This is a genomic window from Moellerella wisconsensis, from assembly GCF_022592395.1.
In the GTDB taxonomy this organism is placed as follows: domain Bacteria; phylum Pseudomonadota; class Gammaproteobacteria; order Enterobacterales; family Enterobacteriaceae; genus Moellerella; species Moellerella wisconsensis.
In genome coordinates this window covers 2,358,314-2,374,242 of sequence record NZ_CP093242.1, presented here as the reverse complement: position 1 = coordinate 2,374,242, position 15,929 = coordinate 2,358,314, and the positions used below count along the sequence as shown (strand labels likewise).

13 protein-coding genes are annotated in these 15,929 nt (G+C 42.7%); 12 read left to right on the top strand and 1 reads right to left on the bottom strand.

The annotated features are described in order from the left end of the window. Window positions 1-94 precede the first annotated feature (94 nt). A complete protein-coding gene (gene suhB / locus MNY66_RS10430; RefSeq protein ID WP_047256026.1) occupies window positions 95-898 on the bottom strand; it encodes an inositol-1-monophosphatase in 804 nt (267 codons plus the stop codon). Between the two features lie 123 nt (window positions 899-1,021). On the opposite strand from suhB, the gene trmJ reads away from it, so the two are divergent. The 12 genes from trmJ (at window position 1,022) to MNY66_RS10370 (ending at window position 15,820) form a co-directional block, all read left to right on the top strand. Next, on the top strand, window positions 1,022-1,804 hold the full coding sequence (gene trmJ / locus MNY66_RS10425; RefSeq protein WP_241501885.1) for a tRNA (cytosine(32)/uridine(32)-2'-O)-methyltransferase TrmJ: 783 nt from the start codon (window positions 1,022-1,024) through the stop codon (window positions 1,802-1,804). Between the two features lie 100 nt (window positions 1,805-1,904). Further along, window positions 1,905-2,408: a Fe-S cluster assembly transcriptional regulator IscR gene (gene iscR / locus MNY66_RS10420; protein WP_047256028.1), complete on the top strand. Its 504-nt coding sequence runs from the start codon at window positions 1,905-1,907 to the stop codon at window positions 2,406-2,408. A gap of 255 nt (window positions 2,409-2,663) precedes the next feature. Next, window positions 2,664-3,878 carry an IscS subfamily cysteine desulfurase gene (locus tag MNY66_RS10415; protein ID WP_047256029.1) on the top strand — a complete coding sequence of 405 codons (1,215 nt, stop codon included), beginning with the start codon at window positions 2,664-2,666 and terminating at the stop codon, window positions 3,876-3,878. A 24-nt stretch (window positions 3,879-3,902) separates the two neighbouring features. Beyond that, window positions 3,903-4,289 (top strand): Fe-S cluster assembly scaffold IscU, encoded by a 387-nt coding sequence (gene iscU, locus MNY66_RS10410; protein WP_047256030.1) that lies wholly within the window; start codon window positions 3,903-3,905, stop codon window positions 4,287-4,289. A 314-nt stretch (window positions 4,290-4,603) separates the two neighbouring features. Continuing rightward, a complete protein-coding gene (gene iscA, locus MNY66_RS10405; protein WP_047256031.1) occupies window positions 4,604-4,927 on the top strand; it encodes an iron-sulfur cluster assembly protein IscA in 324 nt (107 codons plus the stop codon). 120 nt (window positions 4,928-5,047) lie between these two features. Further along, complete coding sequence (gene hscB, locus MNY66_RS10400; RefSeq protein WP_047256032.1) at window positions 5,048-5,569, top strand: co-chaperone HscB; 522 nt, start codon at window positions 5,048-5,050, stop codon at window positions 5,567-5,569. An 11-nt stretch (window positions 5,570-5,580) separates the two neighbouring features. Next, window positions 5,581-7,431 carry a Fe-S protein assembly chaperone HscA gene (gene hscA, locus MNY66_RS10395; protein WP_053907997.1) on the top strand — a complete coding sequence of 617 codons (1,851 nt, stop codon included), beginning with the start codon at window positions 5,581-5,583 and terminating at the stop codon, window positions 7,429-7,431. Between the two features lie 2 nt (window positions 7,432-7,433). Next, window positions 7,434-7,769, top strand: a complete 336-nt coding sequence (gene fdx, locus MNY66_RS10390) for an ISC system 2Fe-2S type ferredoxin (protein WP_047256034.1) — start codon at window positions 7,434-7,436, stop codon at window positions 7,767-7,769. A gap of 26 nt (window positions 7,770-7,795) precedes the next feature. Beyond that, the gene (gene iscX, locus MNY66_RS10385; protein WP_047256035.1) at window positions 7,796-7,996 is read left to right on the top strand and encodes a Fe-S cluster assembly protein IscX; all 201 of its coding nucleotides are present in this window, start codon (window positions 7,796-7,798) and stop codon (window positions 7,994-7,996) included. A 403-nt stretch (window positions 7,997-8,399) separates the two neighbouring features. Beyond that, on the top strand, window positions 8,400-9,695 hold the full coding sequence (gene pepB / locus MNY66_RS10380) for an aminopeptidase PepB (protein WP_241500798.1): 1,296 nt from the start codon (window positions 8,400-8,402) through the stop codon (window positions 9,693-9,695). A gap of 185 nt (window positions 9,696-9,880) precedes the next feature. Further along, window positions 9,881-10,342 carry an enhanced serine sensitivity protein SseB C-terminal domain-containing protein gene (locus MNY66_RS10375; protein WP_047256037.1) on the top strand — a complete coding sequence of 154 codons (462 nt, stop codon included), beginning with the start codon at window positions 9,881-9,883 and terminating at the stop codon, window positions 10,340-10,342. A 456-nt stretch (window positions 10,343-10,798) separates the two neighbouring features. Further along, the gene (locus MNY66_RS10370; protein ID WP_241500797.1) at window positions 10,799-15,820 is read left to right on the top strand and encodes an alpha-2-macroglobulin family protein; all 5,022 of its coding nucleotides are present in this window, start codon (window positions 10,799-10,801) and stop codon (window positions 15,818-15,820) included. The last annotated feature ends 109 nt before the right edge of the window (window positions 15,821-15,929 follow it).

Here is a 15,929-nt window from a genome sequence, read left to right as displayed (position 1 = left end):
CAAAAAGGCCAGAGTGAAGACGTTTCACACTCTGGCCTTTAAATATCTGACTTTACATAGGAGCCTTTAGAATAGGCTAAAACGCGAAGTTAAATTAACGTTTTAAGGCTTCATTTAGCTCATCACGCATTGACGCTAATATATCTTTAACGACACGTGGATTACCTGCAACAATGTTACCAGAAGCGATATAGTTATGACCGCCAACAAAGTCAGTCACAATGCCGCCTGCTTCACGTACAATCAATTCGCCAGCAAGGAAATCCCAAGGTTTTAAACCGATTTCAAAATAACCATCGACACGGCCTGCCGCAACATAAGCTAAATCTAATGCTGCTGAACCTGTACGACGGAAGTCAGCACAGCTTTCAAACAGCTTAGTCATAATTTTCATATAAACAGCAGAATGCTGTTTTAATTTGAAAGGGAATCCAGTGGCAATAATAGTGCCTTCCAGTTCGCGAACATCAGAGCTACGTAAACGATAACCATTTAATTGAGCGCCTTGGCCACGTACCGCTGAGAATAATTCATTGCGCATTGGATCATAAACAACAGCCACTTCTGTACGGCCTTTAACGCGTACAGCGATAGAGACTGAGAAATGAGGAAGACGTTTAGTGAAGTTGGTAGTGCCATCCAGTGGATCAATTACCCATTGTATATCCTGATCTTTACCTGACAATTCACCACTTTCTTCAGTGATAATTGTATGATCTGGGTAAGATTTATGAATGATGTCAATAATCAATCGTTCAGAGTCACGGTCAACATTAGTGACGAAATCATTCATACCTTTCTGTGTGACTTGAATATTGCTCGGATTTTCGTAATTTTGAGCGATTTTATTTCCCGCCTTACGTGCAGCACGTATGGCGATATTGAGCATCGGATGCATGGGTTTTTTCCACCGGGATGTTAAAGAACGAATTTAAGAGCTGCATACTATACAGTTATTCGGCATCGTAATCAATTTTGTGTTAAGCTTGTGAGATCTTTTTTCGAAAAAACACAAAATATCATGCTAGACAATATCCGCATTATCCTCGTTGAAACCTCCCATACCGGTAATATGGGCTCTACTGCTAGAGCCATGAAAACCATGGGGCTATCGAATCTGTATTTAGTCAATCCATTAGTTCAGCCTGATTCTCATTCTATTGCGCTTTCTGCGGGGGCGAGTGATGTGATTGGTAATGCCAAAATAGTTAATACCTTAGATGAGGCATTAGAAGGGTGTGAATTAGTTATTGGCACCAGTGCACGCTCTCGAACATTATCATGGCCAATGGTCGAGCCGCGTGATTGTGGTGAAAAAGCGGTGACTCAATCTCAACGTTCGCCAGTCGCCATTGTTTTTGGGCGTGAGCGTGTGGGTTTGACCAACGAAGAATTACAAAAATGCCAGTACCATTTATATATTCCAACCAATCCAGAATACGGGTCGTTGAATTTAGCCATGGCAGTTCAGTTAGTTAGCTATGAGATCCGTATGGCATTTCTGGCTCGTCAACAGCAAAACGACACAGTCACCGAAGAAGAATATACGGTAGAATATCCGCCATCGGAAGATATCGAACGTTTTTATGTGCATCTTGAGCAGGTATTAAATCATTCAGGGTTTATTCGTAAAGCCCATCCCGGGATCATAATGAGCCGTTTACGTCGCTTATTTACCCGAGCTCATGTAGAGACCCAAGAGCTGCATATTTTGCGTGGAATTTTAACGTCGATGGAGAAGTGGGCAAGTGGTGCACCGAAAAGTAGCGATGAAAAAAATAGTGCTGAAAAAGTATCAAAATAAGCATTGAAATAATAGTTGAGTGAAATAGTCAGGTAAATAGTTGACTAAATTACTCAGGAATGACACAATTTCATCTATTATTTACCTCGGAGTATACACTATGAGACTCACTTCTAAAGGGCGTTATGCGGTAACAGCTATGCTGGATGTTGCGTTACATTCTCAAACGGGACCTGTCCCTCTGGCCGACATTTCAGAACGTCAGGGAATTTCGCTTTCTTATCTTGAGCAGTTGTTTTCTCGTTTACGTAAAAATGAACTGGTTTCTAGTGTCAGAGGTCCGGGTGGTGGATATTTATTAGGTCGCGAACCCGGTCAAATTTTTGTTGCTGAAGTTATTGCTGCGGTTGATGAATCTGTTGATGCCACCCGTTGTCAGGGGAATAAAGACGGTTGCCAAAATGGTGATCGTTGTTTGACTCATTCACTGTGGCGTGACTTAAGCGACCGTATTACTAGTTTCTTAAGTGGTATTAGCCTTGAGGAACTTGTGAATAATCATGATGTTAAGGTTGTTGCTGACCGTCAAAATCAAAATAATAGCGGTCGTAAAACAGCCCCTTTAGGGATTACGCCTGAATCTATTATTAACGTAAGAGCATAATTCGGCAGTATTCACGGTAATCCAGTTATTAATTGGTTGCCGTGCGAGTTATGTAGTTAGTATGCAAATAGATTATATCTAAACCGATTATATTAAACCGATTATATCTAAGTTAAGGATGAGTTAGGCAAAGTGGCAAACGAGAACATCTTGGACATCAGATGATTCTACAATAATAGCGCAGCTAACTCCCTTGAAATACAATAGATAGAATTGAATATTGAGACAACTTTTGTCTTACGGAGCAAGTGAGTAATGAAATTACCGATTTATTTAGATTATTCAGCAACTACCCCGGTTGATCCGCGTGTTGCTGAAAAAATGATGAAATGCCTAACAATGGATGGCGTGTTTGGTAACCCAGCATCCCGTTCTCACCGTTTTGGTTGGCAAGCTGAAGAAGCTGTAGATATTGCTCGTAATCAAATTGCTGAATTAGTGAATGCTGATCCGCGTGAAATCGTATTTACCTCTGGTGCGACAGAGTCTGATAATTTGGCGATTAAAGGCGCAGCCAATTTTTATCAGAAGAAAGGTAAGCACATCATTACCTGTAAAACTGAACATAAAGCGGTCCTTGATACTTGTCGCCAGCTAGAGCGCGAAGGTTTCGAGGTTACTTATCTTGCCCCTGAAAGCAATGGCTTAATTGATTTAAGCAAGCTAGAAGCTGCCATGCGTGAAGACACTATTTTAGTGTCTATTATGCACGTTAATAATGAAATCGGCATCGTGCAAGATATTGCGACTATCGGTGAATTATGCCGTAGTCGTGGTATTGTTTTTCATGTTGATGCGACGCAAAGCGTTGGTAAATTACCTATCGATTTGGCAGCACTGAAAGTTGATTTAATGTCTTTCTCTGCGCATAAATTATATGGTCCTATGGGGATTGGTGCTCTTTATGTGCGCCGTAAACCCCGTATTCGCCTTGAAGCCCAGCAGCATGGTGGCGGTCATGAGCGCGGTATGCGTTCAGGTACTTTACCGGTTCATCAAATTGTGGGCATGGGTGAAGCTTACCGCATTGCTAAAGCTGAAATGGCTGAAGAATCAGAACATTTACGTCAATTACGTCTACGTTTATGGAACGGCATTCAAGATATTGAAGAAGTTTATCTGAATGGTGATTTAGAAAATGGTGCTCCCCATATTCTAAATGTCAGCTTCAACTATGTTGAAGGTGAATCATTGATGATGTCTCTAAAAGATCTGGCTGTATCGTCAGGTTCTGCCTGTACTTCTGCGAGCTTAGAACCTTCTTATGTTCTGCGCGCACTTGGCATGAATGATGAACTGGCTCACAGCTCGATTCGCTTCTCCTTCGGTCGTTTTACCACTGAAGAAGAAATCGATTATGCCATCGTGCAAATTCATAAAGCTATTGAACATCTACGTGCATTATCTCCTTTATGGGATATGTATAAAGAAGGCGTGGATATCAGTAGCATCGAATGGTCTCATCATTAATTAGGCAGTTTCAGGAGTTTAAACATGGCTTATAGCGAAAAAGTAATTGATCATTATGAAAATCCACGCAATGTTGGTTCTTTTGACAATAGCGATCCTTCAGTAGGAAGCGGCATGGTCGGTGCACCTGCATGTGGTGACGTAATGAAACTTCAGATTAAAGTCAGCGATGAAGGTATCATCGAAGACGCACGTTTTAAAACTTACGGTTGTGGTTCTGCGATTGCCTCAAGCTCTTTAGTTACTGAGTGGATGAAAGGCAAATCATTAGACGAAGCAGAAGCGATAAAAAATACCACAATCGCTGAAGAACTCGAGTTACCGCCAGTAAAAATTCACTGTTCTATTTTGGCCGAAGATGCCATTAAAGCAGCGATTGCGGATTATAAAAGTAAACGTCAGGGTAAATAATAACCGCCCGATATACTTATAATAATTCGCAGTGTACTGGAGTGTAGTGGCGCGTAGTTAGTATGTAGTGAGGCGACAAACGATAGAAATAATCACGTATGCTTATTTAGTTTATTAATAATTAGCGAAATGATTAACTTTTGACGTTAAACTGTAACCCGGCTAATACTCCGCTATAAGCGAAGAGTTATCAGTATATAATGATAGTGATTGAAGGGCGGATACTGCTTAATTGACAGTGTCTGCCTTTGTTTGTTTGCATGACTTTTTTTGCATATATTACTGTGCAAAATTGTTGCAGAGTGAGGTTCACAATGTCAATTTCCCTTACGGAAAGTGCTGCTCAACGCGTTCAGGCATTTCTGAAAAATCGTGGTAAAGGTGAAGGATTGCGTCTGGGTGTCAGGACTTCTGGGTGTTCAGGAATGGCTTATGTTCTTGAATTTGCAGATACTATTAACGAAGAAGACACCGTTTTTGAAGATAAAGGTGTTAAAGTTATCGTTGATGGTAAAAGTATGGTTTACCTAGATGGAACTGAGTTGGACTTTGTCAAAGAAGGATTAAACGAAGGCTTTCAATTTAACAATCCGAACGTTAATAGCGAATGCGGATGTGGTGAAAGTTTTAACGTATGATTTAACATTTAGTTTCAATATATAGTTTTAATATCATACAGTTTAAAAAATCACTTTGACTGATCCCAGCAGATGAGCTGATGGCAGTTGTTCTATCAGCTCCTTAATACCAGAGCATTTATGGATTACTTTACGCTTTTCGGGCTTGACCCAGTCTACGCTATAGATCGCGAGAAATTAACTCAGCGTTATCAGGAACTGCAACGCCAGTATCATCCTGATCGTTTTGCCACCCAATCAGAGCAAGACAAAATGCAGGCTCTTCAGCAGGCTGCGACCATCAATTCGGCTTATCAATCGTTGCGACATCCATTAAAACGCGCAGAATATATGCTGTCACTTCACGATTATGACATTAATAATGAACAGCATACCATGCACGATACTGCATTTTTAATCGAGCAATTAGAGCTGCGTGAAGAATTAGATACGATTGAAAACAGTCCACAAGCAGAGACGCTATTAACCCAATTTTTGTCTAACGTTGCGCAAATGATAGCTTCTCGTATGGCACTGATGGAGCAACAGATTGCGGCAAAAAACTGGGAACAAGCGGCCGATACGGTGCGTAAATTACGTTTTCTGGACAAATTGCAGCAGCAGGCTCAGCAGCTTGAAGAGCGGTTATTCGACGATTTTTAAGGTAAATAATTATGGCATTACTTCAGATAAGTGAACCCGGCTTATCAGCGGCACCTCATCAACGTCGCCTTGCGGTTGGTATTGATCTCGGTACGACCCATTCATTGGTCGCGACTGTACGCAGCGGTGAGGCACAAACTCTCGTCGATGAACAAGGCCGCTATTTACTGCCTTCTATCGTTAATTATCAACATGCTCAACCTATTGTTGGTTGGGATGCGAAGCAGATGGCGGAGCAAGATCCTTGCAATACGGTCATTTCGGTAAAGCGTATGATGGGGCGCTCCTTAACTGATATTCAACAGCGTTATCCGCACTTGCCCTATAAATTAACCGCCAGCGAAAACGGTTTGCCATTTATTCAAACAGCGAGCGGCCAAGTTGATCCTATTCAAGTTTCTGCTGATATTCTTAAAACACTGGCTCAGCGAGCAGAACAAACATTGGATGGGCAACTCGATGGCGTCGTTATTACGGTCCCGGCTTATTTTGATGATGCTCAACGCCAAGGAACCAAAGATGCCGCACGCCATGCAGGTTTGCATGTTCTACGTTTATTGAATGAGCCGACGGCTGCCGCTATTGCCTATGGTTTGGATTCAGGCCAAGAAGGGTTGATCGCTGTTTACGATCTCGGCGGAGGCACATTCGATATTTCAATTCTGCGGTTAAGCAGAGGTGTGTTTGAAGTATTAGCGACCGGGGGGGATACCGCACTCGGTGGTGATGATTTTGATCAGGTACTGGCGCAATGGATAGCACAACAAGCGGGATTGACGGATACCCAAGACTATCAGTTTAATCGGCAATTATTGAATATCGCCACGCAAGTTAAAATTGAGCTGAGCAGTCAATCGCTGGCGAAGATTGTGTTGCCACAATGGCAGGGCGAAATTAGCCGTGAAACTTTTGATTCATTGATTCACTCTTACGTTAAACGTACGTTAATGGCCTGTCGTCGTGCATTGAAAGATGCTGATGTCACAACGGATGAAATTATTAATGTGGTGATGGTCGGTGGTTCGACGCGGGTACCTTTAGTTAGAGATATGGTCGGTGAATATTTTGGAAAAACGCCATTGACCTCGATAGACCCCGATCAAGTTGTGGCGATTGGCGCGGCGATTCAAGCCGATATTCTGGTCGGAAATAAACCCGATAATGAAATGCTGTTATTAGACGTTATTCCGTTGTCTCTTGGATTAGAAACGATGGGCGGCTTGGTCGAAAAAGTAATCCCCCGCAATACCACTATTCCGGTAGCACGGGCGCAAGAATTTACTACCTTTAAAGACGGCCAGACCGGTATGACCGTCCATGTTGTGCAAGGTGAGCGTGAAATGGTCAGTGATTGTCGTTCATTAGCACGCTTTAGTTTAAAAGGTATTCCACCAATGCCAGCGGGAGGGGCTCATATTCGCGTTACTTTCCAAGTTGATGCTGATGGTTTACTGAGCGTTAGTGCGATGGAAAAATCAACCGGTGTTCAGGCATCTATTCAGGTTAAACCTTCTTATGGATTAACCGATCAAGAAATTGCTGGAATGATTAAAGACTCGATGTCTAACGCGCAAGATGATTTAACCGCGCGTCGTTTAGCGGAGCAAAAAGTTGAAGCCGCTCGCGTTCTCGAAAGTTTGACCCGTGCATTAGAGCAAGATGCACATTTATTATCAAAAGAAGAACAGGTTGCCATCGATCAGGCGGCCAATAACTTGATTGAAACTGTACAGGGCACAGATCCTGTTGCAATTGAACATTCGATTAAACTCCTGGATAAGCAAACTCAGAATTTTGCCGCGCGTCGTATGGATGATTCTATTCGTCAGGCGTTGTCTGGTCATTCTGTGGATGAGATATAACTATGCCAAAAATTGTTTTTTTACCTCATAGCCATTTATGTCCCGAAGGTGCAGTTGCCGAAGCACAGGCGGGAGAATCAATACTGGACGTGGCCTTGCGCTCAGGAATTGATATTGAACATGCGTGTGAAATGTCATGTGCTTGTACCACTTGCCATTGTATTGTCCGTGAAGGTTTTGATTCTCTTGAAGAAAGCTCAGAACTGGAAGACGATATGCTCGATAAAGCTTGGGGACTTGAGCCTGAAAGTCGTTTAAGCTGTCAAGCGACAGTGAGCGATGAAGATTTAGTTATCGAGATCCCTAAATATACCGTTAACCATGCACGTGAGCATTAATTTGTGCCATTTTTCGGAGCGTTATTATGAGCTTAACATGGTCAGATAGCCGTGAGATCGGTGAAGCACTGTACGATCAGTTTCCCGATATCGATCCTAAAACAGTGCGTTTTACCGATATGCACCAATGGATCTGCGAGTTGGAACAATTTTCCGATGATCCGCAAAAATCTAACGAAAAAATTCTTGAGGCTATTTTATTAGTTTGGCTAGATGAGTTCGCTTAAATAGGTTTGAGCTTATCTTATTAACGATTTTACGGTCTTATCATGGGTTGCTATTAATATAGCGCCCATTTTTTATGTAGCAAAATGAATTAATTACAAAATTTATTTATATATTTATTGTTGAACGATTGCGCTTTATTTATCTCTGACGCTCGCCAATTATGCATTTTATAATATAACGGCATACTATTTTTTGGGGTTGCTAGCCGCGATGACGCTATATTTTACTGTGATGTCCGCATTTTCATACTACTTATCGTTTGGGTTATGCGTTAATCTAGGAATAATGTGTCGAGCTGTATAAATACACCTTAAATGTAATTATTCACTAATATGCTACCAAGGCATGAGTTCGGCCGCGTTAAACTCATCGATATTTAGAACAATTAAAGTGAGAGAAACAATGACAAAACAAATTATGCCTGTAATGATTTCAACGCAAGCCGCCGATCCTCGCTGGGGAGAAGGCGCACTGCTCAGTGCTGATGAGCAGGGAATGACAATTCATTTGAAACATCCAGGAAAATACTGCGCGGTACAAAGTGCAGGCCGCAAAATTGATAGCCAAGGGATCCGTAATGTAGCCTTAGTCGGTGAAGGCTGGGATTTAGAAAAAAGCTGGGCATTTTGGCAAGGTTTTCGTGCACCCAAAGGTATGCGCACGATTGAATGGCCCAATCTAGCAGATGCTGATCGGGTTGAATTAGAAAATCGTATCCGCATTATTGATTGGGTGCGTGACGTGATCAATGCGCCTGCCGAAGAAGTAGGCCCCGAGCAATTGGCGAAACGAGCTATCGATTTATTCTGTCATATCGATGGAGAAAATATTAGCTATCGTATTGTTAAAGGAGAAGATTTAGTCGACCAAGGATATATGGGGATCCATACCGTTGGTCGTGGGTCAAGCCGTCAGCCGGTCTTGTTATCTATTGATTATAATCCAACGGGCGATGCAAATGCGCCGGTATTTGCGTGCTTGGTCGGTAAAGGGATTACTTTTGATTCTGGCGGTTATAGCATTAAACCTTCTTCATCTATGAGTTCGATGAAATCAGATATGGGTGGAGCCGCCACTTTAAGTGGTGCTTTAGCTTTAGCTATTAGCCGTGGCTTAAAAAAACGCGTCAAACTTATTCTGTGTATTGCCGATAATATGGTTAGCAGCAATGCCTTCAAACTTGGCGATATTATTCGTTATCGTAATGGTAAATCGGTAGAAATTATGAATACCGATGCGGAAGGTCGTTTAGTATTGGCGGATGGTTTGATTGACGCCAGCGCAGAAAAACCACAATTTATTATTGATGCGGCGACATTAACCGGCGCGGCAAAAGTAGCGGTGGGTAATGATTATCACTCGGTACTGAGCTTTGATGATCAACTCGTGAATGAATTATTAGATTCATCCAATGAAGAATTAGAATTATTCTGGCGCTTACCATTGGCGGAATTCCATCGCCAGCAGTTACCGTCTGGATTTGCTGACCTCAACAATATTGCTTCACCATCGAATACTGCGGGGGCCAGTACAGCTGCCGCATTCTTATCGCATTTTGTGGAAGATTATCGCCATAACTGGCTGCATATTGATTGCTCTGCAACTTATCGTAAATCGGCAGTCAGTTTATGGGCGGAAGGTGCAACAGGTATCGGTGTAAGAACATTGGCTAATCTATTGATAAAAAAAGCACAGTAAACTTATTTCTCTTATAACTGTAGAAATAAGTCATAATAAAAGAAGAAATAAATAAGTTATCAGGCACTGAGGGCGAGACTTTCAGTGTCTGTTTTTTTACTATAAGCAGATTATTTAGTGCTTATTGCCTATTTCATGATTGGCTTATTTTATATTACTGATTTATATAAGTATGGAGCGAGCAGATGTCACACCCTCAAGAGCCGAAACCAGAGCTAGTCACTCCGAATGACGATATTCAGGTAGCTAAAATTACTGTCCCCAGCGGCAGTGCAATCAAGTTATCAGCCGTAGAAAATCAACCTCCAGCTTTGGTAAATACCCTCAGTGAGTTATTCAAACAGCATAAACTTATTCGCCGTGCTTTTTTGGTGCTCGCACAGGAAGAGAAAAGTGAGGATCCTGCGGTAATGTTGATAGGCCTAGAAATGACAGGCGATTGGGATGAAGACACTCTGGACAATATTATTCATCAAGCTGGAACTTTGGCTTGTGAACATTTAGAAGATGGTGAGTCGATTGATTTCTGTTTGGTTAATGAAGACGAGGCAGGGATCAGCCATTTTATGACTCAGCATATTGCGCCTTTTTATCAGCGCCGTTTAGGTGGATTTATCCGCGATGCTATTCCTATAAAAAATACCTAATAGATACAGGGAAACCACGGGCGTACTCTCCCTAAACACAGTTTATTTGTACCGTTCGCAACCGTGAGTCCGTCTTCAATACTAGGGCCAGAGAAACGCTGGCCTGATCAGCAAATTCGTCCTTTTATCTTATTTCAGTCAACCGCACACTCTGTTACATTGTCTACTCGATAAAGTGTCTACTCGATAAAGTGTCTACTCAATAAAGTGTTGACACAAATAAAGTATTGACCAAAAACGTGCCTACCAAATATCGCGTTTATTCAAATTGTATTGACTAAATTGGTTAAATTAACCATGTAGTTCAGGCAGAATAACCACATTAGTAACAGATTTTCCAAACGCTAAGCTAAGGTTTGGCCTGGAGAAATACCCTACTCCGCGTGGCTAGGCATCTCGTTTGGCGGTGGCATAAATATAACAAAAAATATCCCATTCAAAGGAGAGCGGGCGGAGATGAAACCTCATTTATTCACCGGATTATCGACCAATAAACGTTATCTTGTCGTGGCATTAGCCTCGGTTTTTGCCTTGTCAGGCTGTGATGACAAATCTGATACGGTAACAACAGCGGCAGAGAAATCCTCTTCTCAGACCTCGGCACCACACACTGTGCCACAGGCGGCAGCTCAACCGGCGAGTAAAATGTCAGCCGAGGCATTAGCCAAGCGTTATGCCGGTAAAGAAGTTAGTGTTTTGGATGCCTCAGAATTACAGCTGGATGGTGCCAGCGCACTGGTAGTGACATTCTCTGTACCGTTAGCGGCCGATCAAGATTTCAGTCAGTTTGCTCATTTAGTCGATGTGAAAGAGGGTAAATTAGACGGCGGGTGGGAGCTTTCTGATAATCAAATGGAATTAAGATTACGCCATTTACCACCGTCACGAGAATTACGCTTAACCCTCGACCCCGGCATTAAAGCAATTAATCAGCGTACGCTGAATGAGACATTTGAACATAAAATAACCACGGCGAATATTATTCCAACCATTGGCTTCGCGAGCAAAGGCTCTTTATTGCCGAGTAAGTTTTCCATGGGCTTGCCGGTTATCGCCTTGAATGTTGATAAAGTTGATGTCAATTTTTTTCGCATTAAACAGGCGCAATTGCCTCAATTTTTAGCGGCATGGCAATACCGTAGCAATTATGAATATTGGTATTCAGAAGAATTTCTGGATAAAACTGAACTGGCCTACACCGGACGATTTGATTTAAATCCAGATAAAAATACCCGCCAAAGCATTCTGCTGCCATTAAAAGATATTAAAGAATTACAACAAGATGGAGTTTATCTTGCCATCATGCAAAAAGCGGGCGGCTACAGTTATCAATTTCCCGCTACGGTATTTACTCTCAGCGATATCGGCGTGTCACTGCACAGCTATCAAGACCAAATTGATGTCTTTACCCAATCACTCGCCAAAGGTAATGGACTGAAAAATGTCGAACTACAAATTCTCGATGAAAAAGGTCAGCTGATCGCTAAAGCCACAACGGACAGCGACGGGCATGCGAAATTAGAAAAATTAGCAGGTGGAAAATTGCTGCTAGCCACGTTAGATGGGCAAACCAGCATGATTGATTTAACCCAACCAGCATTAGATCTTTCTGAGTTCGATATTGGCGGACCGCAAGGTTATGCTAAACAACTGTTTGTCTTTGGTCCTCGCGATCTGTATCGCCCTGGTGAATTATTGTTGGTGAATGGATTACTGCGCGATGGCGATGGTCAGCCGATTAAATCACAACCAGTAAAAGTCGATGTACTAAAAACTGACGGCCAAGTGGCACGCAGTTTTGTTTGGCAGGCACAAGCTGATCATGATGGGTTATATCAATATCAATTCGAAATTCCTAAAAATGCTGATACCGGCATGTGGACATTACGTTTTGATTTAGGCGATGGCTCTCCGCTGCGTTTTTACAAATTCCACGTTGAAGATTTCATGCCTGAGCGTATGGCGCTGGATATTAGCGGCCATTCTACCCCAGTGCTTTCTAACCAACCAATTGATTTTTCTATTGAAGGGCGTTATTTATACGGTGCTCCTGCCAGTGGCAATCAATTGCAAGGCCAAGTGTTTATGCGCCCATCCCGAGAGGCTGTCGCTAAATTACCGGGTTTTGAATTCGGGGCAGTTAATGAAGATGGATTGCGTCGTAAATTGGATGAATTTGATTTAACCCTCAATGATGACGGGACATCAAGTCTTGAAATTGACGCCAATAATTGGCGGACTATTCGCTCGCCAATTAATGTGGTTCTGCAAGCCAGTTTACTAGAAACCGGCGGACGACCGGTGACTCGTCGAGCAGAACAAGCGGTGTGGCCGGCGGAAAAACTGGTGGGTATTCGTCCACTATTTAACCAGAAGAAAATTTATAACTATTCGACTGACCGCGATGAAATGCGTTATAACGTTGATGAAAACTCGCTGGCAGAATTTGAATTAGTTTATGCAGATGCCGCGGGTAAAAAATATCAGGCGGATAATTTAATTACACGTTTGGTTTATGAACGTCGCGATTATTATTGGCGCTGGTCAGAAAGTGGTGGCTGGGAAGCTAATTTTGATCAAAAAGATTTGGTGATGGCCAATGAAAATATTGCTATTCAACCCGACGGCAGTGCCAAAGTTTCTTTCCCTGTTGACTGGGGATCTTATCGTTTAGAGGTGCTCAATCCAGAAAACCAATTAGTTTCTAGTCTGCAATTTTGGGCGGGATATTCATGGCAAGATAACACGGGGGGGACGGGCGCTATTCGTCCTGATCAAGTTAAATTGAGTTTGAATAAGCCGGCTTATACCGCGGGTGAAAAAGCCGTTGTTCATATCGAATCACCGACCGCTGGTAAAGGTTATATCTTGCTAGAATCGAGTAATGGCCCATTATGGTGGCAAGAAATCAATGTACCTGAAAAAGGGTTAGATATTGATTTGCCTATTAATAAGCAATGGGCACGGCATGATCTGTATGTGAGTGCGGTGGTTATTCGTCCAGGGGATGATTCTAAACAAGCGACGGTAAAACGCGCGGTTGGCGTGCTGCATTTACCGTTAGCCGATGTGAATCGCAAGATTGCATTGAGTGTCGATACGCCACCGAAAATGCGTCCTAATCAAGATTTAACGGTGAAAATTAAAGCCACGGCTCAGGATGGCAAGCCGCTGCCAGAAAAAATCAATGTTCTAGTATCAGCAGTGGATACTGGCGTACTGAATATTACTGATTTTAAAACCCCCGATCCGTACCGTGCATTTTTAGGCCGTAAACGGTATAGCGTTGATCAGTACGATGTCTATGGCAACCTAATTGAAGGGCAGGGTAAATTTGCTAACTTGCGTTTTGGTGGTGATGGCGAAGATACGGCAGTAGATAAAGGCGGCATGAAACCGTTAACCGAGGTGCAGATAATTGCGGAGCAAGCGCAACCCGTGACGCTGAATGCCCAAGGGGAAGGTGAAATTTCGTTAGCGATCCCCGATTTTAATGGTGAATTACGGGTTATGGCTCAGGCATGGAACGGCAAAGATTTCGGTCAAACCGACAGCAAAGTGGTAGTTGCCGCGCCGTTAGTCACGCAAATGTCAATGCCACGTTTTATGGCTGGGGGAGATAACTCTTATTTTACTCTCGATTTGACCAACCTCACGCAGCAAACACAACAGTTGACGGTGTCGTTCAAAGCTCAAGGTTTGGTTAAATTACAAGGGCCTAGCAGTAAAGAACTGAGCTTAGAGGCGGGTAAGCGTACCTCTATTAATTTACCAGTTAAAGCCGATTATGGCTTTGGTGAAGGAAAAATTAGTATGACAATCAACGGATTAACTGTTCCGAATGAGCAGCTTAAACCGTATACTAACCAGTGGAACATTGGCGTGCGTCCAGCGCAGCCCGCAGAGACGGTGGCTTTTGCCGAGTCTATTCAGCCGGGTAATATTTGGACCTTACCGTCAGAGGCGATAAGCGGATTATCCCCAGACACACTGGAAGGACAAGTGTTGTTAACTAGCCGTGCACCATTACAAATATCTCGTTATATCAGCGAATTATTTGCCTATCCTTATGGATGTTTGGAGCAAACGGTCAGTGGATTGTATCCATCGCTGTATTCTAATCAGGCCGAATTACAAAAATTAGGGATTAAATCGCAAACCGATCAAGATCGCCGTAAAGCGCTTGATTTGGGGATCCCTCATTTATTGAGTATGCAGCGTCATGATGGCAGTTTCTCTTTGTGGGACAGAAGCGGCAGCGAAGAATTTTGGTTAACTCCATATGCAACAGATTTTCTGTATCGTGCCAATCAACGAGGTTATGCAGTGCCTGCCGAGGCATTGAATAGTGCCAATAATCGCTTATTAAGCTATTTACAAGATAAAGAGCAAATATCGACTCCTTACGCCGACAATCCAGAAGCAATGCGATTTGCAGCCCAATCTTACGCGGGCTTAGTCCTTGCGTCGCAACAAAAAGCACCTTTAGGCGCATTGCGTCAAATCTATGAACGTAAAGATAATGCGCAAAGTGGATTGGCTTTAGTGCAATTGGGGATCGCGTTAGATCTGATGGGCGACAAATCACGCGCGCAAGAAGCTATTATTCAAGGGCTGAAAAAACAGCGTCCACGTCAAGGCGGTTGGGGAGATTACGGCAGCCAGGTACGTGATGATGCGATGATTATTGCCTTACTGAATGAATATAATTTGATGCCAAAATCGCGTGATCAAAAATTGCAAAATGTAGTTAATGAATTAACCGGTAAACGTTATTTCTCCACGCAAGAAAGTAACGCGTTATATTTGGCTGGACGTTACTATATAAATCAAACCGAAGCCCCTTGGGAGGCGGTGATTAATCAACAACAGCCCCCCGTTATCTCGGATAAACCATTGAATGAGCTATTAACATCGTCACAAATTCAAGCTGGGATTTCGATTGAAAATCACGGTGAAAATACACTGTATAATCGTGTGACAGTGGTCGGTTACCCTCAATCTGCACCGTCGCCGATGTCTAATGTATTACAAATTAAACGCAGTTATTTAGACTTACAAGGTAACCCTATTCAGTTAGACCGATTGAGAAGCGGTGAAATGGTGGTGGTTAAGTTAGACGTTAATGCGGATCAATCGGTTCCCGATGCCTTAGTCGTGGATTTATTACCGGCAGGATTGGAGTTAGAAAACCAGAATCTGGCCAATAGCAGCGCTAACTTGAGTGATACTGCGCCGAATCTACAAGAGGCAATTAATGATATGCAGCAGGGCGCTATCCGTCACACTGAATATCGTGATGATCGTTATGTAGCCGCTATTGAGGTGAATGCTTATCGACCAACGACGTTGCTGTATTTGGCACGCGCGGTAACACCGGGAGTTTATAGTGTGCCTGCTCCGCAAGTCGAATCGATGTATGTTCCTGCATGGCGAGCGGTTGGTAATACTGTGAATAAATTGGAAGTAGTACGTTAAATTTATCCTCTGATGCCCTTATTTCTTGGCTAATTTAAGCCGGAAATAAGGGTTATTTATTGGTAAATATATTGTTAGCGTAAAGGCCTTTATTCTTTGGATTAATACG

Coding starts and splice junctions, on each gene's coding strand:
- hscA (WP_053907997.1), top strand. CDS start 5,581: ATGGCATTACTTCAGATAAGTGAACCCGGCTTATCAGCGGCACCTCAT.
- MNY66_RS10415 (WP_047256029.1), top strand. CDS start 2,664: ATGAAATTACCGATTTATTTAGATTATTCAGCAACTACCCCGGTTGAT.
- trmJ (WP_241501885.1), top strand. CDS start 1,022: ATGCTAGACAATATCCGCATTATCCTCGTTGAAACCTCCCATACCGGT.
- iscA (WP_047256031.1), top strand. CDS start 4,604: ATGTCAATTTCCCTTACGGAAAGTGCTGCTCAACGCGTTCAGGCATTT.
- iscR (WP_047256028.1), top strand. CDS start 1,905: ATGAGACTCACTTCTAAAGGGCGTTATGCGGTAACAGCTATGCTGGAT.
- MNY66_RS10370 (WP_241500797.1), top strand. CDS start 10,799: ATGAAACCTCATTTATTCACCGGATTATCGACCAATAAACGTTATCTT.
- MNY66_RS10375 (WP_047256037.1), top strand. CDS start 9,881: ATGTCACACCCTCAAGAGCCGAAACCAGAGCTAGTCACTCCGAATGAC.
- suhB (WP_047256026.1), bottom strand. CDS start 898: ATGCATCCGATGCTCAATATCGCCATACGTGCTGCACGTAAGGCGGGA.
- fdx (WP_047256034.1), top strand. CDS start 7,434: ATGCCAAAAATTGTTTTTTTACCTCATAGCCATTTATGTCCCGAAGGT.
- iscU (WP_047256030.1), top strand. CDS start 3,903: ATGGCTTATAGCGAAAAAGTAATTGATCATTATGAAAATCCACGCAAT.
- iscX (WP_047256035.1), top strand. CDS start 7,796: ATGAGCTTAACATGGTCAGATAGCCGTGAGATCGGTGAAGCACTGTAC.
- hscB (WP_047256032.1), top strand. CDS start 5,048: ATGGATTACTTTACGCTTTTCGGGCTTGACCCAGTCTACGCTATAGAT.
- pepB (WP_241500798.1), top strand. CDS start 8,400: ATGACAAAACAAATTATGCCTGTAATGATTTCAACGCAAGCCGCCGAT.